A 22,447-nucleotide genomic window follows, 5' to 3' on the forward strand; every position below is an offset into this window, starting at 1 on the left:
ACACGGAGGGAACTGCAAGGGACAGAGAACCCCTTTTCCGTTCTTTCAGGTAACTCTGTGGCTCTGTGTGAGGCAGCAGTTCATAGCGCTGCTCCGGCGCTGTCGGCGGCGAGGGTGAAGCCGGTCGCGACGAAGCGGAAGGAGATCGATGCGGCGGACGTTTCGCGCGACATCGATTCCAGCCGAAGCTCGCGCACCTGCACCAGCTTGGGCCCCGTCTCCAGCAGCCGCAGGAAGGTGAGCACCTCCTGCAGATCCGCCTCGCCGCTCACCACCACGGGCAGCGCGGTCAGGCCGGCGCCGGCGTCGCGGGTGGTGGCGGGCTCCACCGAGCGGAGGGACGCGCCGCCCATCCCGGCCAGCCGCCGCAGGTAACCCGCGAGCGCCGCGGCCGCCGCGCCGTCGTCGCCGCCGCCGATCAGGCGGGGAGCCTCGCTCAACAGCCGCTCGGCGCCCGCGCGGAACTCCTCCGGATGGCGGCGCGCGGAGGCCACCAGCGCCAGCTCGCGCTCCAGCAGTGCGCGTTCCGTCGTCACACGCTCGCCCGTATCGGACACCGCATCCAGGTACGGACGCACACCGAACGCCCACGCCAGCCCCGGCACCAGGATCATCGCGCCGATGACGACGGCGCGACGGTCGCGGGGGTTGAGGCGGGGCGCGTTCACGGGCGCGTCTCACGGGTGGCGGCGATGTCGAAGCGCTCCCCCGCGTCCCCCGCCTCCCAGCGTACCGGCGCCGCCAGCGCGACCCGCGCCAGCCGCGGCGATGCTTCCAGCGCCGGCACCACAGCCGACGCCGAGCGCGCGATCCCGCCCAGCCGCACGCTCACCGAGTCGGCCGTCAGCGTGGTGAGGTGCGCGGAGTCCGGAAGGGCGCGGGCCAGCGCGGCCACCTCCGCCGTCCACTCCGGCGCGTCGCGCTCCAGCGCGGCGAGCGCGGTGAGGCGCATCCGCACCTCTTCGACCCCGGCGCGCGTCTCGCGGGCGCGGCGCACGGCGGGCGCGATCTCGGCCCTGCGCGCCAGAACCGCATCCAGCTCGCGCTGCAGCCCGTGCAGGTGGAACCCGGCCGCGATCACGAGGAGGAGCGCCGAAGCCGCCACCAGCACCACGTTCCTCTTCTGCTGCAGGCGCGCGCGAGCCCGGACCATCGCCGCGGGCATGAGCTGCGGGACGGAGTCGCGGGCCAGCGCCGCCCCCAGCGCGAGCACCGCCTCCGCCGGGATCCGCTGCACCCCGGCGGCGGCGAGCGGGGGCGGCGCATCCCCGCGCCGTGAGAGCGCGTCGCGGAGCGCGAGGTCGTCCTCCGCCGCCCCGCACACCACCAGCCCGTCGAGCGGCGACCACTCCGCGGCGGGCCTCAGGGTGGCCACGATGCGCTCGGCCAGCGACGCCGCGTCCTCCTCCGGCCCGGCGGCGATGGGATGGACCGCCTCCAGCGTGCCGTCGCGCAGGATCACCACCTCTACACCTGCACGGGTGCGAGCCACCGCGCCCACACGCCCGCGCCGCGCCGCCGGCACCCGCGCGCGCACCGCCTCCGCCAGCGCGACGGCGGCGGGGACGATGCGGCCCAGCGTGAATCCGCACGCCTGCGCCGCCGCGCCCACCGCCTCTACGATGGCCTCCGGGGCAACCGTGGCCAGCGTCGCGGCAGGGGCACCGGCGCGGACCCGTTCCACGCGCACCGCATCCGCCACCAGCGACTCGTCGCGCACGGCGAAGTGGCGGCGCGCGTTTTTGGCCACCAGCGCGCCCAGCTCCGCCCTGCGCACGGGCGGGAGCGGGACGACCTTGGCATGTGCCAGCCGCCCCAGAAGCGCCACGTCCAGCGTGCCACCCGACGTGCCCAGCGCCCCCGCCAGCGCCGCGAGCGCCTCGTCCAGCTCCGGCCAGTCCCCCGCGCGCGTGGCGGGCGACAGGTCGCTCTCCAGCACCTCGGGCATGCGCGCCGCCGGTCCGCTCACCGCCACCATCCGCACAGGCGCCAGCGCGATCGCCAGCTGTACGCGACGTAGCGGTTTGCGGTCGGTCGAATCGGTGCGTGTCATCTAGAATCCGGTCGGGGGCTGGCTCAAGGCACGTTCTGGATGCCGTAGATCGCCTGGAGGAGCGAGAGGGCGACGAAGCCGACGGCGCCGCCGAACGCCACGATCATCACCGGCTCCACCAGGCGGAGGAGGCGCTCCAGCGAGCGCTCCACCTCGCCCTCCATGGCCTCGGCGGCGCGCTCCAGCATCTCGGGAAGGCGGCCGCCCTCCTCCCCCACCTCCACCATCTGGAGGAAGGAGAAGGGGTACACGCCGCCGCGGCGCAGCGAGACCGCCAGCCCGTCGCCCGCTCGCACCTCCTCGCGCACCCGCAGCACGTCGGCGGCGACGGCGGCGTCGGACTGGGCCTCGGCGGCCGTCTCCAGCGCGGGGAGGATCGGCATCCCGCTGCGCAGGAGCGTCGAGAGCGCCCGCGCCAGCCGCACCGCCGCCACGCTGCGTCGGATCTTCCCCGCGACCGGCGCGCGCAGGAGCGCCCGGTCCACGGCGAGGCGCCCTTCTTCGGTGGCGCGCACCGCCGTGAGCGCGGCGGCCAGCAGCACCGGCGCCATCAGCAGCGCCGGCCACCAGCGCCCCGCGAAGTCGCCCGTCGCCAGCAGGAGCGCGGTGGAGCGCGGGAGCTGGGAGCCGGTGTCGGCCAGCAGCTCCACGAAGCGCGGCAGGACCTGCACGAAGAGTGTCGCCAGCGCCGCGGCCCCGACCAGCACCATCACCGCCGGGTACAGCATGGCCGATGCGAGGCGCGCCCTAAGCGCCTGCTCGCGCTCCAGCTGCACGGCGAGGCGGTCCAGCGACTCGGCCAGGTAGCCGCCGCGCTCGCCCGCGCGCACCATCCCCACGGCGAAGCGGGGGAAGATCTCCGGGTGCTCCGCCATCCCCTCGGCCAGACGCGCCCCGCCGCGGACGCGTGCGCGCACCTCGGACACCGCGGCCGCCACGTCGTTCCTCCCGGCAACGCGCGCCACCGCTCCCAGGGCGCGGTCCAGCGGAAAGCCCGCGGAGAGGAGCGTCGCCAGATAGCGGATCGACTCCACCATCTCCGCGCGCTTTCCGCGCCCGCCGCCGCGGCGCTCCCCCGCCTCCCGCGCGGGAGCGGGCGCCACCTCCAGCGGGTACAGCCCCCGCGCCCCGAGCGCGCGCTCCAGCGCCGCGGGCGAAGCCGCTTCCTCCACGCCTCGGAGCGTGCGGCCGGCCGCATCGGCGGCGCGCCAGGCGAAGGAGGGCACGCCGGCTACCGCGCGGAGACGTCTGCGTTCTCGCCCTCGCCGCCCTCGCGCCCGTCGCGCCCCAGCGTGAGGAGCTCGTAGCCGCCGGCGTCCTCGCGGGCGGGGCTGCGGTAAACGTACGCGGCCCCCCAGGGATCCTTGGGCACGTCGCGCTTGAGGTACGGCCCGCGCCAGTCGCGCGGCACGGGAGCGGTCTCTGGGCGCTTCACCAGCGCGGCGAGCCCTTGCTCGGTGGTGGGATAGGCGTCGTTGTCCAGCCGGTACGCCTCCAGCGCGGACCCCAGCATCTCGATCTGCGCGCGCGCGGTGCTGTCCTTGGCCCGTCCCACGTGGCGAAACACGTTGGGCGCCACCAGCGTGGCGAGCACCGCGATCACGATGATCACCACCAGGATCTCCACCAGCGTGAACCCCGCCGTCTTTCGGGTGTGATGCATCGGTTCTCGGGTTGGTTGTGCGAGTGCCAGTTCCAGGTGCCTGGTGCCTAGTGCCTAGTGCCTAGTGCTAAGTCCTAAGTCCTAAGTCCTGAGTGCCTCCGTTGCCCCCATTTGTCATCCTGAGAGAGCCACCCCGCCCAACTCCGGGACGCACTCCACACTCCTGCGGCGACCGAAGGATCTAGCCGGCGAGGCAAGAGGACGGCGAAACATGACGAACCCCTCGGCACGCGCATTAGATCCTTCGCTCCGCGCCACGGTTTGGTCGAGGTGCGAGTACGGAGCAGCGCCTCACTCAGGATGACAAATGAACGAGGGGGTGCCCGCCTCCCGCGAGCCCGCTTCAGCGGTCTTCCCGTGGTTCCAGCCGGGGGATTCATCCCCCGGGTTCGGGCATCGGTTGACGCGCCGGGTGAATTCATCCCCCCGGCGTTCCCGCGCCGGGCCCATTCCCCATTCCCCATTCCCCATTCCCCATTCCCCATTCCCCATTCCCCATTCCCCATTCCCCATTCCCCATTCCCCCTCACGCCACCCGCAGCACCTCTTCCGGCGTCGTCACCCCCGCGGCCACCTGCCGCCACCCATCCGCCTGCAGCGGCCGCATGCCGCGGGCGAGGGCAAGGCGGCGCAGGCCGTCGGCGCCGGGGCGGAGAAGGAGCTCGGCGCGCAGCTCGTCGTCCACGCGGAGGAGCTCGTAGATCCCCGTGCGGCCGCGGAAGCCGGTGCCGCGGCAGGATGGGCAGCCGCGTCCGCGCAGGGCGCTGGTGGCGGGGTAGCCGGCCTCCGCCATCCCGCGAGCGACCGCTGGATCGATGGGCCCCGGCTCGGCGCAGTGGGCGCACACGCGGCGCACGAGGCGCTGGGCGAGCACCGCTTCCACCGTGCTCGCCACAAGGTAGTCCGGAACGCCCAACTCCACGAGCCTCGTGAGCGCGCCGGGTGCGTCGTTGGTGTGCAGCGTGGAGAGAACCATGTGGCCCGTGAGCGCCGCCTGCACGCAGATCTCCGCCGTCTCCGGGTCGCGCATCTCGCCCACGAGCAGGATGTCGGGGTCCTGGCGCAGGATGGAGCGCAGCGCCCGCGCAAAGGTCAGCCCGGCGCGCGTGTTGACCGGCACCTGCGCCACGCCGGCCAGCTCGTACTCGACCGGGTCCTCCACCGAGACGATCTTTTCGCGTCCCGTGCGGATGCGGTCGAGGAGGCCGTACAGCGTCGTCGTCTTCCCGCTCCCGGTCGGGCCCGTGGCGAGCACCACGCCGTGCGGGCGCCCCGCGAAGCCGAGCAGGGCGGCCAGCGTATCGGCGCCCATCCCCATCCCCTCCAGCCCGATGCGCTCCCCCTCCGTGTCCAGCAGGCGGAGCACCACGCTCTCGCCGTGCAGCGTGGGAAGGGTGGAGACGCGCACGTCCAGCTCGCGGTCGCCGGTGCGCAACCGCACGCGGCCGTCCTGCGGAAGGCGCCGCTCCGCGATGTCCATCTCCGCCATGATCTTGAGGCGGCTGACGACGGCGGCGCGGAGCTGCGCGGGAGGGGCGGGCGCGGGCTGCAGCACGCCGTCCACGCGGTAGCGGACGCTCATCCCGCGCGCCTCCGCCTCCATGTGCACGTCGCTGGCGCCGGCCTCCACCGCCTCGGTCAGCAGGAGGTTCACCAGGCGCACCACCGGCGCCTGGTTCGCCAGCTCCTCCAGGTCGTGCGTCCCCACGTCGCCGTCGTCGGACCCGCCGGCCATCCCGGCGATCATCCCCGCGGCGGTGTCGTCGTGCCCAAAGGCTTCGCGCACCGCCTGCAGCAGCTCGTCCTCCCCCCACTCGCGCAGCGCCACGCGCGCCCCAAAGAGCACCTCCAGCTCCGCGACCGCCTGCGGGTCCGGGCGCCCGGCGAAGGCCACCACCACGCCGTCGTCGCCGCGCGCGAGCGGAAGGAGGCGGTGCTCCTCCAGATACTCGCGCGTCACCCAGTCGCCGGGACGCTCGATGGGGACGTCAGCGTGCACCGGCGGGCGCTCTGCTCTCACGGAAGGTACATCGCTCAGGGGGTGCCTCGAGGACAGGCAAAGAGAGGTTGTTATTGCGCAGACACAAAAGGTGCGGCGGTGGAGTGCCGCGGAGTCTACAAACCCGTTGCACCCCTTCCTGTTCCGCGACCGATCAGAACGACTATATACAAGCTGTTCCGTTCGCGCCAGCGCCCACATTCCCGGATTTCGTAAGCCGCCGATTACGCGCGGCTTAGATTATAAACATGTGTTTTGGCGGGATGGCGGGGCGAAGCGGAATCACGGTGGCGGGGAGGGGCACGGGCGGCCACGCGGGGCCGCCCCTACGAGGTGCCGGCGACGGCGTGCTATGCGGGGACCAGCACGTGCGCGCCGCTGGGTACCGCGCGCACCGAGAGTGGCGTGACGCCGATTGGCTCGCCGTCGGATTCGGTGACGACGGGGGAGTCGGTCTCGATGTGGATCTCGGCCGCCTGCAGGTAGATGAGGCGGTCGTCGCCCGCGTAGCGGCGGCGCGCCATCCGCCAGAGCATGGCGGCCACGTCCGTGAGGTTGCGCGGGGCGAAGATGCACACGTCCAGCTTGCCGTCCTGGAACGACACTCCCGGCCCGATGCTGAACCCCACCGAGAGGAAGCGCGACGCGAACTGCCCCATGTTGGCCACCAGCACCATCGCCGCGTTCACCTCCAGCGTCTCGCCGTCGGCCGTGATGCGGTACAGCGTCGAAGGCGGGGTGATGCCGGTGCGCAAGCCGGCGTACAGGTAGGCGCCGAAGCCCCACCGGTCCTTGAGCTCGCGCGTGGCGGCGGCCATGATGGCCCCATCCCACCCCGCGCCCGCCGTCACGGCGAAGTAGCGCCCGTCGGCCAGCCGCCCCAGGTCGATGGGCGCGGCGCGGCCGTTGACCACCACCTCCACAGCCGCCTCCACCCCCAGCGGGATCCCCAGGTTGGCGGCGAGCTGGTTGCCGGTGCCCTTGGGGATGATCCCCAGCGGCACGCCGGTGCCCGCCAGGCCGGTGATGACCTCGCCCACCGTTCCGTCGCCGCCCACGGCCACCACCGCCCGGTAGCCGACGCGGGCCGCCATGCGCGCCATCTCCTCGGCATCGCCCGCGCCGCGCGTCTCCAGGATGTCGAACCCCGCGCGGCGCGTGGCGAAGGCCCCGGCCAGGGCGCGCACGGCCCGGTCGGTGTTCGCCTGCCCCGCGGCCGGGTTCAGCACCACCAGGTATCGGGACGCGTACGGGTGTGGATCGGGCTCGGTCAACTCGGCTGCTTGGCTGCGGACGCGGGGGAGGGAGCGCGAAGCGCCGGGCCGCGAGTGACCCGGCGCCTCCAAGTATATGCGCGGACGAGGATGGTTTCTAGCGCGAAGCCCAGTCGTCGCGCTTCGGCTCGCGCCCTTCCCACTCGGCGCGCTGCGTCTCGAAGCCCGCGCGCCCGATGATCCCGTAGGTGAGCTGCTTGCCGAGCTCCACGCCGGGCTGGTCCAGCGGGTCCACGCCGTACAGGTGGCCGGCGTAGACGGTGGCGATCTGGAAGAGCATGAAGACGCCACCCAGCGAGCGCGCGTCCACCCGCGGCAGCTCCAGCATCATGTTCATCCGCCCGCGCCGTGCGAGCGCTGCCTCGGTGGCCAGCATCTCGGTGCGCAGCAGGCCGCCCAGCGTCTGCCCGCCCAGGTACCCCAGCTCGCCCAGTTCGGGGTACACGCTCGGGATCTCCACGTCGATCTCCCGCTCCGCCTCGGCCAGAAAGGTGATCGTCTTGTCGAACGGCCCTTCGATGTAGAGCTGCACCTGCGAGTGCTGGTCGGTGGCGCCGAGCGACTTGACCGGCGTCGGCCCGGCGAACACCTCCTCGCCACCGCGCGTGCTCTGCTTCCCCAGGCTCTCGGCCCACAGCTGCCGGAACCAGTCCGCGACGTCGCGCAGGCGGTCGGAGTACGGCATCATTACCTGGATGGGCGCGCCGGCCTCGGTGTCCGCCAGGTACTGGAGCACGGCAAAGAGCCCCGCGGGATTCGAGCGCAGGTCGTCGGTCTCGCAGCGCTCGGCCATCTCGCGGGCGCCGGCCAGCAGCTCGCGCACGTCGATCCCCACCATCGCCGCCGGCAGCAGCCCCACGGCGGAAAGCACGGAGAAGCGCCCCCCCACGCTGGGCGGGATCGGCAGCGAGGCGATGTCCTCCTGCTTCGCGAGCTGGCGCAGGACGCCCTTCTCCGGATCGGTGGTGAAGAGCAGGTGCCGCCGGTACCCGTCGCCCAGCTTCTCCTGCAGCCGCTGGCGGACGATGAGGTACTGCGACATCGTCTCCGCCGTGCCACCGCTCTTGGATACGACGTTGAAGAGGGTGCGCCCCAGGTCCAGCCGGTCGAGAAAGGGCCCGATGGTCGCCGGGTCCACGTTGTCCAGCACGTGGATGCGGGGGAAGAAGTCGCGCTCCTCGTCGCTAAGCTCGTTCCACGACGGCTTGAGCAGGGCGGAGCGCAGGGCGATCATCCCCAGCGCCGACCCCCCGATCCCCAGCACCACGAAGTCGGAGAACGCCTGCCCCGCCCCCTCCGCGAACGCTTCGATGGACGCGACGGTGTCGTCTTCCTGCGTGAGCCCAAAGAACCCCATCTCCCCCGAATCGCGCCGCCTCAGCGTATCGGCGTGGGCCTCGCGGAACCTCTCCGCCATCCCGTCCAGCGCCGCGGGGTCGATCCCTCGCCCGCCGAGCCGCGGGGCGAGCATGTTGTTGTAGTCCAGTACGATACGCATGAAAGGCAGGGATTGGGGATTAGGGATTAGGGATTAGGGACAGCGAGTCGGGGCGGGCGTTGTTCACCTCATCCCCCATCCCTCATCCCCCATCCCTGCAGTTCAGACCTCCACCACCAGCCCGTCGTACGCGCCGAACACGCCGGAGGGGAGGCGCCGGTCCAGCTCGGCCTGGCTCACGCGGTGGCTCAGGTGCGTGAGGTACGTGCGCTCGGCGCCGACGCGGGCGGCGGCATCGACGGCCTCCTCCACGCTGAAGTGCGTGGGGTGCGGCCGGCCGAACCAGAGCGCGTTCAGCACCAGCACCCGCACCCCCCGCAGCGCCTCCTCGGTGCGCGGGGGAAGGAGCTTGCCGTCGGTGATGTAGCCGAGCGGGCCCGCGCGGAAGCCCATCACCTCCTCGCGCCCGTGCGGCACGGGAAGCGGGAGCATCTCGAAGCCGGCGACCGTCGCGGGCTCGTACGCCCTCACCACGTGCAGCGCCCCCTCCGGCTTCGAAGTCCCCTCCAGCGGCCGCATCGTCGCGTCGAAGACGTAGCGGAACCGGTCCCGCAGCGTCACCGCGCACCCTTCGGACGCGTACACCTCCAACGGGCCGCCGCCGCGCTCCGAGAAGACGCGCAGGTCGTCCACGCCGTGCACGTGGTCGGCGTGGCAGTGCGTGTACCACACGGCGTCCACCCTCCCCACCCCGGCCGCGACGAGCTGAAGCCGCAGCTCGGGCGGCGTGTCCACCAGCAGGCGGCGTCCGTCCTCCTCCAGCAGCGCCCCGTGCCGCGTCCTGCGGTCGCGCGGGTCGGCCGAGGTGCAGACGTCGCAGTCGCAGCCGATCACCGGCACGCCGAAGGAGGTGCCGGTGCCCAGGAAGGTCAGGCGCACGGAACGGACGGGAAGGGGGACTGGGGAATGGGGAATGGGGAAAAACAAAGAGCGAGCACTCCGGCTGACGGGGAGTGGTGCCGTTCGTGGTTACCATTCCCGATTCCCCATTCCCCATTCCCCGCTTTTCTCACACCACCTCCACCTGCAGCAGATTCGTCGTCCCCGGCACGTGAATGGGGTAGCCGGCCGTCACCACCATGCGGTCGCCGGGCTGGCCCAGGCCGCGGGCCACGACCTCCGAGCGCGCGTAGTTCATCATCTCCTCGAACGTCGACTCCGCCGAGCAGAGCACCGGGATCGTCCCCCACACCAGCGCGAGCTGGTTGTAGGTGCGCTCCGTGTCCGTGATGGCCAGGATGGGCACCGGCGGGCGGAACGACGACACCACCCGCGCGGTGGAGCCGCTGCTGGTGAAGGTCACGATCACCGGCGCCTGCAGCCGGCGCACCGCCTCCACCGTGGCTCCCGCGACGGCGCGCTCGGTGGGGGTGTGGCCGTCGGAGCTGGCGCTGATGGGCATGTCGTAGTGCGGGCCCGCGTCCATCACGTGCGAGTCCTCGATCTCCTGCGCGATCCGCGTCATCGCCTGCACCGCCTGCACCGGGAACTTCCCCGTCGCCGTCTCGGCCGAGAGCATCAGCGCATCCGTACCGTCGATGATGGCGTTCGCCACGTCCGACGCCTCGGCGCGGGTGGGGCGTGGGTTCTCGATCATCGACTCCAGCATCTGCGTGGCGGTGATCACCGGGCGGCTGCTGAGGTTCGCCATCTGGATCATCCGCTTCTGCGCCAGCGGCACCTGCTCGAAGGGGAGCTCCACCCCCAGGTCGCCCCGCGCCACCATCGCCGCGGCCGATGCGGCCAGGATCTCCTCCAGATTCTCCAGCGCGTGCCCCTTCTCCACTTTGACCACGATCAGCGGCCCGCCCTCGGGGATGCGCCTCACCAGGTCCAGCACGTCCTCCGCCGTGCGCACGAAGGAGAGAGCGATGTAGTCCACCCCCTGCTCCAGCGCGAACTCCAGGTCGCGCAGATCCTTTTCGGTCAGCGACGGCGCGCTCACCCGCACGCCGGGGAGGTTGATCCCCTTGTTGGAGGTGAGCGTCCCACCGTGGATCACGCGCATGGTGACGCGCGGCGGCGCCACTTCCTCCACGATCAGCTCCATCAGCCCGTCGGCCAGCAGCACCACGTCGCCCACCTCCACGTCGCCCGCGAGCTGCGCGTAGGTGGTGGGGAGCTCCTTCCCCGCCTCGTGCTCCCCCTCGGGGGCAAAGGTGACGGCGTCGCCGGGGGTCAGCTCAACGGCATCGGGAAGGACCCCAACGCGGATCTTGGGCCCCTGCAGGTCGCCCAGCACGGCGATGGGGCGCCCAACGTTGCGGGAGGCCTCACGCACGTTGCGGATGGTCTCCGCGTGGCGCTCCTGCGTGCCGTGGGAAAAGTTGATGCGGGCCACGTCCATCCCCGCCTCGATCAGCGCGGCGATGCGCTCGGGCGACCAGGTAGCGGGTCCCAGCGTGCAGACGATCTTGGTACGTCGGTTCATCGGTCTCGCTAGTCACGGTTGGCGTGCGAGAGAGACATACTGCCCCCGGCGTCGCGGCGGGGGCAAGGGGCGGAGGGGAAACAGGTGCTACAGGCCCCCTCCCCCGCCTGCGGGGGCGCAGGGCGGGTGAGGGGGAGAATTCGGCCCGAGGCGCACAGGACCGGGTAGGGGCGCGATTCATCGCGCCCGCCCTCGCCCCCACCTCGAACCCCGCCCCTCCGCACCGACCTCGTAGGGGCCGCCCCACGTGGCTGCCCGTGCCCTCCCCCGCACCGACTTAATCCCCTCGCACCGATGCACGCCTGCGCCCCTCTCCCAGCGGTTTGGGAGAGGGGCAGCGAGGTGGCGAGCGGGGAGAGGGCCTACCGCCGGAACCGGTCCGCGTACCTCTGCTCACCCCCCGTCTCCCACGGCCGGTACGTGTTCGCGAACTCGATACGCTCCCCCAGCACGGGGTGCGACGCGCGGAACAGCTTGTACAGCGTGCCGGGATAGGGAACGGCCAGGTTCTCCGCCTGCAGCTTGGCGAACGCGGTGGCGGCCGAGCGGTTGTCGTGCGTCAGCTCCAGGCCGAAGCGGTCCGCCTCGTGCTCGTTGTGCCGCGTCACCGCGAACACCACCGGCGTCGCCACGAAGCTCACCGCGCCGAAGACCAGGATCAGCAGCGGGTACGACGCGACGTCCGAGAGCTGGTCGAAGCCGAAGCGCTCCCGGTACCGCGCGATCAGCCACCCCGCCGACGCGTGCACCGCGTACAGGCACAGCAGGATCAGGAGCGAGACGATCCCCAGCATCATGAAGACGTGCTTCAGGACGAAGTGCCCCATCTCGTGGCCCATCACGAAGACCACCTCGCGCGAGTCCAGCTTCCTCAGCAGCGTGTCCCACAGAACGATGCGCTTGCTCCCGCCGAAGCCGGTGACGTACGCGTTCACCGCCTCCGTGTCCACGCTCTTGTTCACCTCGAAGACGCGCCCGCCCTCGATCCCCGCTCGCCGCGCGGTCGCCAGGATCTGCGCCTCGAGCTGCTTGTCCTGCATCGGCCCGAACTTGTTGAAAAGCGGGTCGATGAAGATGGGGCTCAGCCACTGCCCCGCGATGATCAGCGGGATGACGGCGATCGCCGTGTAGAGCCACCAGCGGCGCGGGCTCCTTTTCAGGAGGAGGTACGGGATCCAGAGCGTGAGTGCCATTAGGAAGAGGCCGATCCCCAGCCCCTTGGCCGAGTCGCCGAACCACTTGCCGAAGCTCTGGTTTGAGAGACCGTACGCATGCTCGCGCACGAAGCCGCTGTAGTACGCCAGCGGCAGGTCCAGAATCCAGGTGAGGAGCGAGAACATCGCCCCGTACAGCACGAGCGTGAAGAACCAGTTGCGCCCCCCCGCCCGCGCCGCGTCGCGCATCCGTGCCGAAAGGCCGCTGAACAGGAAGACTGCCGGGACGAGGAATCCCCACAGCGTGGCGATCACCCAGAGCACGTTGCCGCTGCGATGGTAGCGTACCGCCTTCTCACTCGGCCTGGGCACGGGCACGTGCGCCGCCGCGGAAGCCTGCGGCCGGGCCGCGGGCGCGGGCGTCTGCTGGGCGTGCGCGGCGGGCGCCAGCGCGAGAACGAGGCACAGGAACAGCGTGCGGAGCCGGTTCATCACGGAATCGTTGCGTGGGATGGAGGGTCCTGCGGGAAGGCAGGGGCCGCGCACTCGAACGGCGCGCGGCCCCGTCGGTCACAGCTGCGGCGGAAGCTCCTGCCCTGACTGGATCTGGTGCAGGATGCCGGTGAGCATCTGCTCCCTGCGCTTGAGGGCTTCGCGGAAGTCGAAGTTGTCGGTCCCGGCGATCTCGTCGTGCAGATCGGAAAGGTACGAGCGAAGTGCGTCCGCCAGTACGGCGGCGCCATCCGTGTCGAGCGAGAGTTGGGTCATCCCGGCGGCTCCGGTTGCGTTTGGATAGGTCGGTCGGTCCAGTCCTTCCCCGCTCTCACGCAAACCGCGTACGAACGCCGCGCCACGCCGCACCGATCCCCCGCCCGCGCGCCGCCTCAAGCCACCCGCGACCGCACTTCCTCCACCAGACGCGGCAGGATGCCCCCCGCCGTCCCCTGCAGAATCACGTTGGCGATGCCGGTCAGCTCGCTCGGCTCGGGATTCACCTCGATGACAAACGCGCCGTTCGACCGCGCGATGTGGGGCAGATCCGCCGCGGGCCACACCGTCCCCGAGGTCCCCACCAGGAGGAGGGCATCGCAGCGGCGCGCATCGTCCCACGCGCGCTCCACCGCCTGTTTCGGCAGCATCTCCCCGAACCACACCACGTCCGGCCGCAGCGGCGACCCGCACGACGGGCACGGTGGTGGATCGCGCTCGCGGTCGTCCTCGCCGGGAATCTCGCCGGTGAACGGATGGCCGGCGTCGAGGCAGCGGAGGCGGCGGATGTTGCCGTGAAGCTCCACCACGTCTTCACTTCCGGCCGCCGCGTGGAGTCCGTCCACGTTCTGCGTCACCACCGTCACGTTGGGAAGCAGACGCTGGAGCTCGGTGACGGCGAAGTGCCCCGCGTGCGGCGCGGCCTCGGCAACGCGGCGGCGGCGCCACGCGTACCAGCTCCACACGCGCCGCGGATTCGCGCGGAAGCCCTGCTCGGTGGCGAGCTCCTGCGGGTCGAATTCGGCCCACAGCCCTTCCATCGCATCGCGAAAGGTGGGGATGCCGCTCTCCTTCGACATCCCCGCCCCCGTGGAAACGACCACCCGCCGCGCCCGCGCCAGGGCGTCCGCCGCGGCGGCGACTACATCAGGCGTTACCAGGATCTTGTTCGGCATGAAGGCTACTCCGGTCTGAATTCCGCCGTAACTGTGATTGACCCCATTAAATTGCTGTTGAACTCCTCCAGATCCTCGGCTGGAATCCAGTACTCCTCGTGCTGGCTGGCGCCCACGACGCGTGGAGTGTACCGGCTGAGGAAGTCGCTCCGCACCTCGAAGCGGGTCACGTATCCCACGTACCCGGAAGCGGCGTCGCGCGTGTTCCAGTCGCGGGCGATCTGCGCGGCGTACGCTTCATAGGTGACGGGGTAGAAGATCGGCTGGTGCGGCAGGCGCGGCGGGAAGGACGTCCACCCGCTCTCGCGGATCAGCGCCAGCTCCGCCTCGCCCACCGGGCGCCAGAGCGTCGTCGACTCGTCACTCATGCGCGGTGCACCACCTCGCCGCCCACCATCGTCAGCACGCACGCCATCGTCCGCAGCTCGTCCGCCGGCACCGCGAGCGGGTCGCGGTCCCATGCGACGAGGTCCGCGTGATAGCCCGGGAGGAGACGCCCCTGCCGGTCCGACTCGTTGGCGGCGTAGGCGGGCCCCTCGGTGTACGCCCGCAACGCATCCTCGGCGGAGATGCAGTGCTCGGCGAACCATCCGCCCTCCGGCCCGCCATCCCAGCCCCGCCGCGTGACGGCGGCAAAGAGACCGGGGCGCGGATCGACCGTCTCCACCGGCACGTCGGACCCGAAGGCGAGCACCATCCCCGCGCGCTTCACCGCCGCGAAGGGGTAGGCGCCGCGCGAGCGCTCGTGCCCCCAGTGCCGCTCGGCGGCGGGGATGTCGGTCATCAGGTGCACCGGCTGCACCGATGCCACGATCCCGGAGCGCGCCGCGCGCTCCCACAGTTCGGGCGGGCAGAGCTGGAGGTGCTCGATGCGGTGCCGCATGGCGCGGGGCGGCGCCACGCTCCCCATTACGTCGATCGCCAGCTCCACCGCCGCGTCGCCGATGGCGTGCACCGTGGACGCGATCCCCGCATTGGCGGCGCGGCGCACGTGCGCGCGGAACTCGTCCGAGGCGAGCGTCTGGATTCCGCGCTCGTCCGTGCTCCCCTCGTACGGCTCGCGCATCCACGCCGTGCGCGACCCCAGCGCGCCGTCGAGGAACATCTTCACCCCGCCCAGCTTCAGCCACTCCCCCCCGAAGCCGCTGCGCACCCCCAGCTCGATCGCCGCGTCCAGCCGCGCCAGGGGGATCGACTGCAGGACGCGCAGGCGCAGCACGCCGTCCGCCTGCATCGCCGTGAAGTCCGCGATCCCCGTCTCCTCCACGGAGTGTACGCCGGTCAGCCCCAGCGCGTGCACGGCGCTCTGCGCATCCAGCAGCGCCTCCCGCACCTCCGCCGGCGATGGAGCCGGGAGGTGCGCCTCGGCGAGCTTCTTCGCCGTCTCCAGCAGGATCCCGGTCGGCTCCCCCGCCGCGTCGCGTACGATGGTGCCGCCCTCGGGATCGGGGGTGTCGCGCGTGATCCCGCACCGCCGCAGCCCCGCGGAGTTGAGCCACGCCGCGTGGATGTCGTGGCTCTCCAGGTAGCACGGCCGCCCCGGAACGATGGCATCCAGGTCGTTGCGCGATGGAAAGCGCCCCCAGCGGTGCACGTCCCACCCCAGCCCCCTGATCCACCCCTCGCCCCCCGCCACCGCAACCGCGGCGACGCCCTCCTCCAGCGTGCGCGCGGCGTTCAGGTCCACCCGCCGCCGCGCCATCGCCCACAGCGTCAGGTGCACGTGCGCGTCGGTGAGCCCCGGCGTCACGGTGGCGCCATCCAGCCGCTCGACCGTGAAGCCGGGTTTGGCGGCGCCGCGCACCTCCTCCTCACTCCCGAGCGCGACCACGCGCCCCTCGCGCACCAGCAGCGCCCGCACCGGCGCGTGGGTCCCCAGCACGTGTATGCGATCCGCGACGACGATCAGGTCAGGCTGCATTGGGCGAAGCAAAGGGCAGGGCGTGGTGCGAAGCGGGCGCGGCAAGATGGGGGCGGGGGCGGGATGCGGCAACGGCGGCCCTCACCCGGCAGCTTACAGCTGCCACCCTCTCCCACAAACCGCCGTGGGAGAGGGGACGGGGCCCCGGCCCGTGCGGCCGGCTTCAGGCACGGACCTATACGGTAGGGGCGCGATTTATCGCGCCCGTGCCCGTCACCGCTCCGCCCCCGTGACCCACCCCGGAACCCGTAGGGGCAGACCTGCGTGTCTGCCCGCCCTCTCCCCTGCCTCGATCCCCGCTCCAGGCACCGTAACCTCGTAGGGGCCCCCGCGACGCCGCATGCACCGCGCGCGAATGCATGCCAAACGCCCCTCCCCCAGGTAGTTATTGGGGGAGGGGCCGCGAGTTCACGAGCGGGGGAGGGGGCCCTCTACATCCGCGCCACCACGCCCTCCACCAGCGCCGTCAGCCCCGGCTCCGCCCCGCGCGCGGTGGCGATGATCCGTTCGATGTTCGCCACCTCCAGCGCGTCCGGCAGGCAGGCGTCGGTAATGATCGACACGCCCATCACCCGCATCCCCCCGTGGATCGCCACGATGACCTCGGGGACCGTGGACATCCCCACCACGTCGGCGCCCATCGCGCGCAGCATGCGATACTCGGCGCGCGTCTCCAGGTTGGGCCCGGGGACGGCCACGTACACCCCGCTCCGCAGCGGGATGCGCCGCTCCATCGCCACCTCGCGCGCCAGCGCCTGCAGCCCGCGGTCGTACACCTGCGACATGTCCGGGAACCGCGGGCCCAGCGAGTCGTCGTTGGGGCCGATCAGCGGATTGTCGCCCAGCAGGTTGATGTGGTCGGTGATGAGGACGAGATCGCCGGGGCTCCAGAAAGGGTTCATTCCCCCGCACGCGTTGGAGACGATCAGCGTCCCCGCGCCCAGCGCCCGCATCACGCGTACGGGAAAGGTCACCTGCTGGAGGGTGTAGCCCTCATAGCGGTGGAAGCGCCCCTGCATCGCCACCACGGGCCGGCCGCCCAGCGTCCCCAGCAGGAGGCGCCCCGTGTGCGACTCGACGGTGGAGAGCGGGAAGTGCGGGATCTCCGCGTAGGGGATCTCCGTCTCCACCTCGACGCGGTCCGCCAGCCCGCCGAGCCCCGTCCCCAGGATGATGGCCGCGTCCGGCTTCAGCGTGCTGCGCGCCTGGATGGCCGTCACCGCATCCGCGATTCGTTCCCTCAGCTCCGCCACTCAGCTCTCCCCATCGCCGCCCTCGCCCTCGGCGGCCTCGTTGCCCCCGCCCTGCCCCTCCGCCTCCAGGCGGGTAAGGGTGGCGGTGAGGCCCTCCTCCTGCTCGATCTCGCCGAGCTGCCGCTCCACCATCGCGCGGAAGATGCGCAGGAAGCGCACGCGCTGCCCCTGGATCCGCCGCAGCGCCTCCAGCGCGAGCGAGACCTGGCGCTTGGCGTCGGACACGATGCGCTCCCCCTGCGAGCGCGCCTCGCGCAGCAGGAGGTCGGCCTCGCGGCGCGCCTGGTCGCGCATGTCCTCGCGCAGCTGCTGGGCGGAAACGAGCGCCTCGTTCATGGCGCGCTCCCTGTCGCGGTACTCGGCCATGGAGCCGGACATCGCGTCCACCTTGCCGGCGAGCGCGCTGTTCTGCCGCACCAGCTCTTCCATGCGGCTGGCGACCACTTCCAGGAAGTTGTCGACGGATTCCGTGTCGTACCCGCGCATCACGCGGCGGAAGTCGCCTTTCTTCTTGCGAACGTCGAGCGGTGTAAGGTCGATCATCCCCGCTCCCTAAAGAGAACCGAGCCCACGCGAACGAGGGTGCTTCCCTCCTCCACCGCAATCTCGAAGTCGTTGCTCATCCCCATCGACAGGTGCCGCCCGGCCACCCCCGGCACCTGCCGCGCCACCTCGTCCAGCAGCTCGCGCGTGCGCCGGAACGCCGCGCGCACCACCTGCTCGTCGTCGGTGAAGGGCGCCATCGTCATCAGCCCCTCCACCCGCATCCCCGGCAGCCCCACGATCCGACCGACGCCCTCCACCAGCGCGTCCGGCTCGAACCCGCCCTTGGTCCCCTCCCCCGACGCGTTCACCTGCACCAGCGCCCGCACTGCCACCCCACGCTTCACGGCCTCGGCGGACAGTGCTTCGGCCAGACGGAGCGAGTCGAGGGAGTGGATCAGGTCGAAGAGGGGGAGCGCCTTCCCCGCCTTGTTGCGCTGCAGGTGCCCGATCAGGTGCCACCCGACCGTCTCGCGCCCGACCTCGGCAACCTTTTCCTCCAGCTCCTGGACGCGGTTCTCGCCCACGTCCGCCACCCCCGCCGCCTTCACCGCCCGCACCGCATCGGCGGGATGCGTCTTGGTGACCGCCACCAGCGTGACCGGATCAGAGCGCCCGGCGCGCTCCCGCGCCCGCTCGATCCTCTCCCTGACCTCGTGTACGCGCGCCGCGAGCTCTGCCGAATCCATGGGGTGGGATTGTAAAGCGGCGTGGCGGCGGGGGCAAGAAGACGGGAATGGGGAATGGGGAATGGGGGCACGCATGCATCCGCGCGGATTGCGTGGGTCCGGTGCCGGGATGGCACGGGCAGCCACATGGGGCGGCCCCTACGTGGATGCGGCGCGGAGGGGCGGGGTTCGCGGCTGGGGCAAGGGTGGGCAGACACGCAGGTCTGCCCCTACCGGTTTGGGTGCGTTGGGCGGGGATCGAGACGGGGCAAGGGTGGGCGCGATGAATCGCGCTCTTACGGGGCATGGTGTCGCAGACGGTGTTCTCCCCCTCACCCGCCCTGCGCCCCCGCAGGCGGGGGAGGGGGCCGGGGGGAGGGGGCCCTCACCCCGCCGCCGGCACCTCCCCCCGCAGCAGATCCCGCAGCTGGTCCGGCGTGAACCCGCGCTCCAGCCGCCCGCGGTGCGCCAGCGAGATCACGCCCGTCTCCTCGGAGACGACCACCACCAGCGCGTCGGTCTCTTCGGAGAGGCCCAGGGCGGCGCGGTGGCGGGTGCCGAGGGTGCGGTCCGTCACGGGGGACTGGGTGAGCGGGAGGATGGAGCCCGCGGCCACGATCTCGTCGCCGCTGATGATGGCGGCGCCGTCGTGGAGGAGGGAGTACGGGGTGAAGATGTTCTGCAGGAGCGCGGAGGAGACGCGCGCGTGCAGCGGCGTCCCGGTCTCCACGTACTCGCCCAGCCCCACGCCGCGCTCCACGGCGATGATGGCGCCCGTCTTGTTGCGCGACAGCTCCTCGGCGGCCTCGGCGATCTCCTCGGCCACCTGGTTGCCTTCCAAGCGCGAGAAGCCCCCGAAGAAGCGGTTCTTCCCCAGGTGCGCCAGCGCGCTGCGCAGCTCGGGCTGAAAGACGATCAGCGCGGCGATCACCCCGAAGCGGAAAAAGGTCTCCAGCAGGTACTCGATGAGCTGGAGGTGGATCAGCCGCGCGACGCCGTACAGCGCGACGAGCGATGACAGCCCCAGGAGCATCTGGATGGCGCGGGTGCCGGCGAGCACCACCAGGATGCGGTAGCAGAGCACCGCCACGATCGCGATCTCCAGCAGGTCGGTCCACCCGGGGGTGAGGAAGCCGAAGCGCCCCGTCCACGCGTTCATGCCGCCTCCGCGGGGATGCGGAGAATGCTCCATGCCACGTCGAGCGCGTGGCGGGCTGTGCGCACGTCGTGTAAGCGAAAGATGCGGGCACCGCGCGCCAGCCCGGCCACGCACGCGCCCGCCGTCCCCGCATCGCGCTCGTGCGCGGGGATGCCGCCGAGGAGCCCGCCGATGAACGCCTTGCGCGACGCACCCACCAGGAGCGGGTAGCCCAGCCGCGCCAGCACTGCCAGCCGCGCGATCAGCTCCACGTTCTGCTCCGCCGTCTTGGCGAACCCGATCCCCGGGTCCAGCACGATGCGCCCCTCCTCGATCCCCGCCGCGCGCGCACGGGCGAGCGGCGGGGCCAGCTCCGCCGCGACCTCGGCCGCCACGTCGGCGTAGGAGGCGTGCGACTGCATGGTAGCGGGGGTGCCGCGCATGTGCATCAGCACCAGCCCCGCACCCGCCTGCGCGACCACGTCCGCCATCGCCGGGTCGCCGAGCGCGGAGACGTCGTTGACCACCTCCGCCCCTGCCTCCAGCGCGGCGCGGGCGACCTCGGCTTTGCGCGTATCCACCGACACAGGCAGGTCCAGCTCCGCGCGGATCGCCTCGACGACGGGAAGGACGCGCTCCATCTCCTCGCCCGCATCGACCTCGGCGGCGCCGGGGCGGGTGCTCTCCCCGCCGACGTCGAGCAGATCGGCGCCGGCGGCGGCCATCTCCCGGGCGCGCGCGAGGGCCGGCCCCGCGCCGCGGAACCGGCCCCCGTCGCTGAAGCTGTCCGGCGTCACGTTCAGGATGCCCATCACCAGTGGGCGATCGAGCGCAAGCGCGCGACGGGGGAGGAGCCAGTGCCCGGTGCCGATTGCCAAGTGCCCAGTGGTGCGGGGAGGAGTGGGGTGCCTCGCCGAAAGTAAGACGGGGCCAGCGCGGAGGCTAGCCCTTATTGAATTGTCTCACACAGAGCCGCGGAGGGGAACTGCAAGAACGACAGAGGGGTTCTCTGTGCCCTCGCCTTCCCCTCTGTGTCTCTGTGTGAGGCTTTTCTCTCCCGTTCGGACGAAAAAAAGGGGGGATGCCGAACGATCCGGCATCCCCCGCACTAACGCACTCACGCACTCACGCACTTCCTTACGCCAGCCTCGGCTTCAACCCCTCCACCCCGATCGAGGGGCGGTCCTTGATGGCGGGCGGGGACGACGGGAGGTCCGGCGGGCCGTAAGTCGGCTCCGGGCGCATGGGCGGGAGCTCCTGGCCGGCGACCAGGATGTCGATCTCCTCGCGGCCCAGCGTCTCGCGCTCCAGGAGGGCCACGGCCATGCGGTCCAGCAGGTCGCGGTGCTCGGTGATGGTGACGCGGGCGCGCTCCAGCGCCTCGTTCAGCACCCGCAATACCTCGGCGTCCACCAGCTCCGCCATCTTCTCCGACACCTCGCGGCGCTGCCCGAAGTCGCGGCCCAGGAAGACCTCCTGGCTGTTCTCGGTGATGGCCACCGGGCCCACCGCGTCCGAGAGGCCCCACTGCGTCACGTACCGCCGCGCCACGCCGGTGGCGCGCTGGATGTCGCTCGACGCGCCGGTGGTCACCCGCTCGCGCCCGAACACCAGCTCCTCCGCGATGCGGCCGCCGTAGCACATGGCGAGCTGCGCCTCCAGCTCCTGCCGCGTCACCGACACGCGGTCGTCCTCCGGCAGCGTGAAGGCGAGGCCCAGAGCGCGGCCGCGGGGGACGATGGTCAGCTTGTGGAGCGGGTCGTTGCCCTTGATCTTGAGCGCGCACACCGCGTGGCCCGCCTCGTGGAAGGCCGTCAGCCGGCGCTCCTCCTCGCGCATCACCAGCGAGCGGCGCTCGGCGCCCAGCATCACCTTGTCCTTGGCGTCCTCAAGGTCCGCCATGAACACCATGTCGCGGTTGCGGCGGGCGGCCAGCAGGGCGCCTTCGTTCACCAGGTTGGCGAGGTCCGCGCCCACCATCCCCGGCGTGCCGCGGGCCAGCACCGGCACGCTCACGTCCGGCGCCGTGGGGATCTTGCGCAGGTGCACGCGCAGGATCGCCTCGCGCCCCTTTACGTCCGGCGCGTCCACCACCACCTGGCGGTCGAAGCGGCCCGGGCGCAGCAGCGCCGGGTCCAGCACGTCCGGACGGTTGGTGGCCGCGACCAGAATCACGCCGTCGTTGGCCTCGAAGCCGTCCATCTCCACCAGCAGCTGGTTGAGCGTCTGCTCGCGCTCGTCGTGTCCGCCGCCCAGACCGGCGCCGCGGTGCCGGCCCACGGCGTCGATCTCGTCGATGAAGATGATGCACGGCGCGTGGCTCTTCCCCTGCTCGAACAGGTCGCGCACGCGGGACGCGCCCACGCCCACGAACATCTCCACGAAGTCCGAGCCGGACATCGAGAAGAAGGGCCGCCCCGCCTCGCCCGCCACGGCGCGCGCCAGCAGCGTCTTGCCGGTCCCGGGGGGCCCGACGAGGAGCGCGCCCTTGGGGATGCGCCCGCCCAGCCGCGAGAAGCGCTTGGGGTCCTTGAGGAACTCGACGATCTCCTGCAGCTCGAACTTGGCCTCCACCGCGCCGGCCACGTCCTCGAACGTCACGCGCGGCGTGTCGCCCGTCAGGAGCTTGGCCTTGCTCTTCCCGAACTGGAAGGCCTTGTTCCCGCTGCTCTGCATCTGGCGGAAGATGAAGACCCAAAAGCCGATCAGCAGAAGCCAGGGGAGCGCCTTCAGCAGGGTGACGCCCCAGTCCATGTTCGGCTCCGTCGCGCCGATCTTGATTCCCGCCGTGTTCATCTCCGTGAGCAGCGCTTCGGAGGCGTCGGGCGGCAGCCGGAGGGTGAACTGGTTGGCCGCGGTGCCGCGCCCCGTCTGCAGCGGGGTGCGCGTCTTTCCGTGCAGCTCGGTTTCGCCCACGAACTGCGCCTCGACGACGTTGCCCGCGGCGATCTGCTTGCGGAGCTCCGTGTAGTCGATCTTCGCGGTCGGCGCGGCGCGCCCCGAGTTGAGCGACACCAGCGCGATGGAGACGAGCACGATGGCCGCCCAGAAGGTCGCCGTGCGGGTGGCACGCCCCCAGCGGGAGGGCGGCTTGGGTGAACCGTTGTCGCGTTCTGCCATGTCTATTCCCTGCGCGGCCGTGCGCCCTGTGGGGGCGCCTCCGCGACGCGTACTTGTTCCGTGCCGCT

Annotated in this window: 20 protein-coding genes; all 20 read right to left on the reverse strand. The window is 71.7% G+C overall.

The features are described from left to right. Nucleotides 1-80: 80 nt before the first annotated feature. Nucleotides 81-668, reverse strand: a complete 588-nt coding sequence (locus VF584_03330) for a GspMb/PilO family protein (GenBank protein HEX8209195.1) — start codon at nucleotides 666-668, stop codon at nucleotides 81-83. After that, nucleotides 665-2,053: a PilN domain-containing protein gene (locus tag VF584_03335; GenBank protein ID HEX8209196.1), complete on the reverse strand. Its 1,389-nt coding sequence runs from the start codon at nucleotides 2,051-2,053 to the stop codon at nucleotides 665-667. Before VF584_03335 ends, VF584_03330 begins: the two co-directional genes overlap by 4 nt. 23 nt (nucleotides 2,054-2,076) lie before the next feature. After that, nucleotides 2,077-3,279 (reverse strand): type II secretion system F family protein, encoded by a 1,203-nt coding sequence (locus VF584_03340; protein ID HEX8209197.1) that lies wholly within the window; start codon nucleotides 3,277-3,279, stop codon nucleotides 2,077-2,079. Nucleotides 3,280-3,284: 5 nt separating this feature from the next. Beyond that, the gene (gspG, locus tag VF584_03345) at nucleotides 3,285-3,716 is read right to left on the reverse strand and encodes a type II secretion system major pseudopilin GspG (protein ID HEX8209198.1); all 432 of its coding nucleotides are present in this window, start codon (nucleotides 3,714-3,716) and stop codon (nucleotides 3,285-3,287) included. A gap of 526 nt (nucleotides 3,717-4,242) precedes the next feature. Continuing rightward, nucleotides 4,243-5,736, reverse strand: coding sequence for a GspE/PulE family protein (locus VF584_03350; protein ID HEX8209199.1), 1,494 nt, complete (start codon nucleotides 5,734-5,736; stop codon nucleotides 4,243-4,245). Between the two features lie 329 nt (nucleotides 5,737-6,065). Further along, nucleotides 6,066-6,989, reverse strand: coding sequence for a diacylglycerol kinase family protein (locus tag VF584_03355; protein HEX8209200.1), 924 nt, complete (start codon nucleotides 6,987-6,989; stop codon nucleotides 6,066-6,068). A gap of 97 nt (nucleotides 6,990-7,086) precedes the next feature. Next, nucleotides 7,087-8,487, reverse strand: a complete 1,401-nt coding sequence (locus tag VF584_03360; protein ID HEX8209201.1) for a glucose-6-phosphate isomerase — start codon at nucleotides 8,485-8,487, stop codon at nucleotides 7,087-7,089. A gap of 102 nt (nucleotides 8,488-8,589) precedes the next feature. Beyond that, the gene (locus VF584_03365; protein HEX8209202.1) at nucleotides 8,590-9,366 is read right to left on the reverse strand and encodes an MBL fold metallo-hydrolase; all 777 of its coding nucleotides are present in this window, start codon (nucleotides 9,364-9,366) and stop codon (nucleotides 8,590-8,592) included. Between the two features lie 130 nt (nucleotides 9,367-9,496). Beyond that, entirely contained in the window at nucleotides 9,497-10,918 is a 1,422-nt protein-coding gene (gene pyk / locus VF584_03370) for a pyruvate kinase (GenBank protein HEX8209203.1), read from the reverse strand. A 362-nt stretch (nucleotides 10,919-11,280) separates the two neighbouring features. After that, the gene (locus tag VF584_03375) at nucleotides 11,281-12,564 is read right to left on the reverse strand and encodes a M48 family metallopeptidase (protein ID HEX8209204.1); all 1,284 of its coding nucleotides are present in this window, start codon (nucleotides 12,562-12,564) and stop codon (nucleotides 11,281-11,283) included. 78 nt (nucleotides 12,565-12,642) lie between these two features. Continuing rightward, the gene (locus VF584_03380) at nucleotides 12,643-12,840 is read right to left on the reverse strand and encodes a hypothetical protein (GenBank protein HEX8209205.1); all 198 of its coding nucleotides are present in this window, start codon (nucleotides 12,838-12,840) and stop codon (nucleotides 12,643-12,645) included. Nucleotides 12,841-12,956: 116 nt separating this feature from the next. Beyond that, nucleotides 12,957-13,736 carry an NAD-dependent deacylase gene (locus VF584_03385; GenBank protein ID HEX8209206.1) on the reverse strand — a complete coding sequence of 260 codons (780 nt, stop codon included), beginning with the start codon at nucleotides 13,734-13,736 and terminating at the stop codon, nucleotides 12,957-12,959. A 5-nt stretch (nucleotides 13,737-13,741) separates the two neighbouring features. Further along, nucleotides 13,742-14,104, reverse strand: coding sequence for a hypothetical protein (locus tag VF584_03390; GenBank protein HEX8209207.1), 363 nt, complete (start codon nucleotides 14,102-14,104; stop codon nucleotides 13,742-13,744). After that, complete coding sequence (locus VF584_03395) at nucleotides 14,101-15,657, reverse strand: amidohydrolase (protein ID HEX8209208.1); 1,557 nt, start codon at nucleotides 15,655-15,657, stop codon at nucleotides 14,101-14,103. The genes VF584_03390 and VF584_03395 overlap by 4 nt, the downstream gene beginning before the upstream one ends. Nucleotides 15,658-16,088: 431 nt before the next feature. Continuing rightward, the gene (locus VF584_03400; protein ID HEX8209209.1) at nucleotides 16,089-16,910 is read right to left on the reverse strand and encodes a purine-nucleoside phosphorylase; all 822 of its coding nucleotides are present in this window, start codon (nucleotides 16,908-16,910) and stop codon (nucleotides 16,089-16,091) included. Further along, complete coding sequence (locus tag VF584_03405) at nucleotides 16,911-17,453, reverse strand: DivIVA domain-containing protein (protein HEX8209210.1); 543 nt, start codon at nucleotides 17,451-17,453, stop codon at nucleotides 16,911-16,913. Next, nucleotides 17,450-18,142, reverse strand: a complete 693-nt coding sequence (locus tag VF584_03410) for a YggS family pyridoxal phosphate-dependent enzyme (protein HEX8209211.1) — start codon at nucleotides 18,140-18,142, stop codon at nucleotides 17,450-17,452. The genes VF584_03405 and VF584_03410 overlap by 4 nt, the downstream gene beginning before the upstream one ends. A gap of 364 nt (nucleotides 18,143-18,506) precedes the next feature. Continuing rightward, entirely contained in the window at nucleotides 18,507-19,280 is a 774-nt protein-coding gene (cdaA, locus tag VF584_03415; protein ID HEX8209212.1) for a diadenylate cyclase CdaA, read from the reverse strand. Next, nucleotides 19,277-20,071, reverse strand: a complete 795-nt coding sequence (folP, locus tag VF584_03420; GenBank protein ID HEX8209213.1) for a dihydropteroate synthase — start codon at nucleotides 20,069-20,071, stop codon at nucleotides 19,277-19,279. The genes cdaA and folP overlap by 4 nt, the downstream gene beginning before the upstream one ends. A gap of 325 nt (nucleotides 20,072-20,396) precedes the next feature. Beyond that, nucleotides 20,397-22,379, reverse strand: coding sequence for an ATP-dependent zinc metalloprotease FtsH (gene ftsH, locus VF584_03425; protein HEX8209214.1), 1,983 nt, complete (start codon nucleotides 22,377-22,379; stop codon nucleotides 20,397-20,399). Nucleotides 22,380-22,447: the final 68 nt, after the last annotated feature.

Origin of the sequence: Longimicrobium sp. (genome assembly GCA_036389135.1) — a bacterium.
Classification (GTDB): domain Bacteria; phylum Gemmatimonadota; class Gemmatimonadetes; order Longimicrobiales; family Longimicrobiaceae; genus Longimicrobium.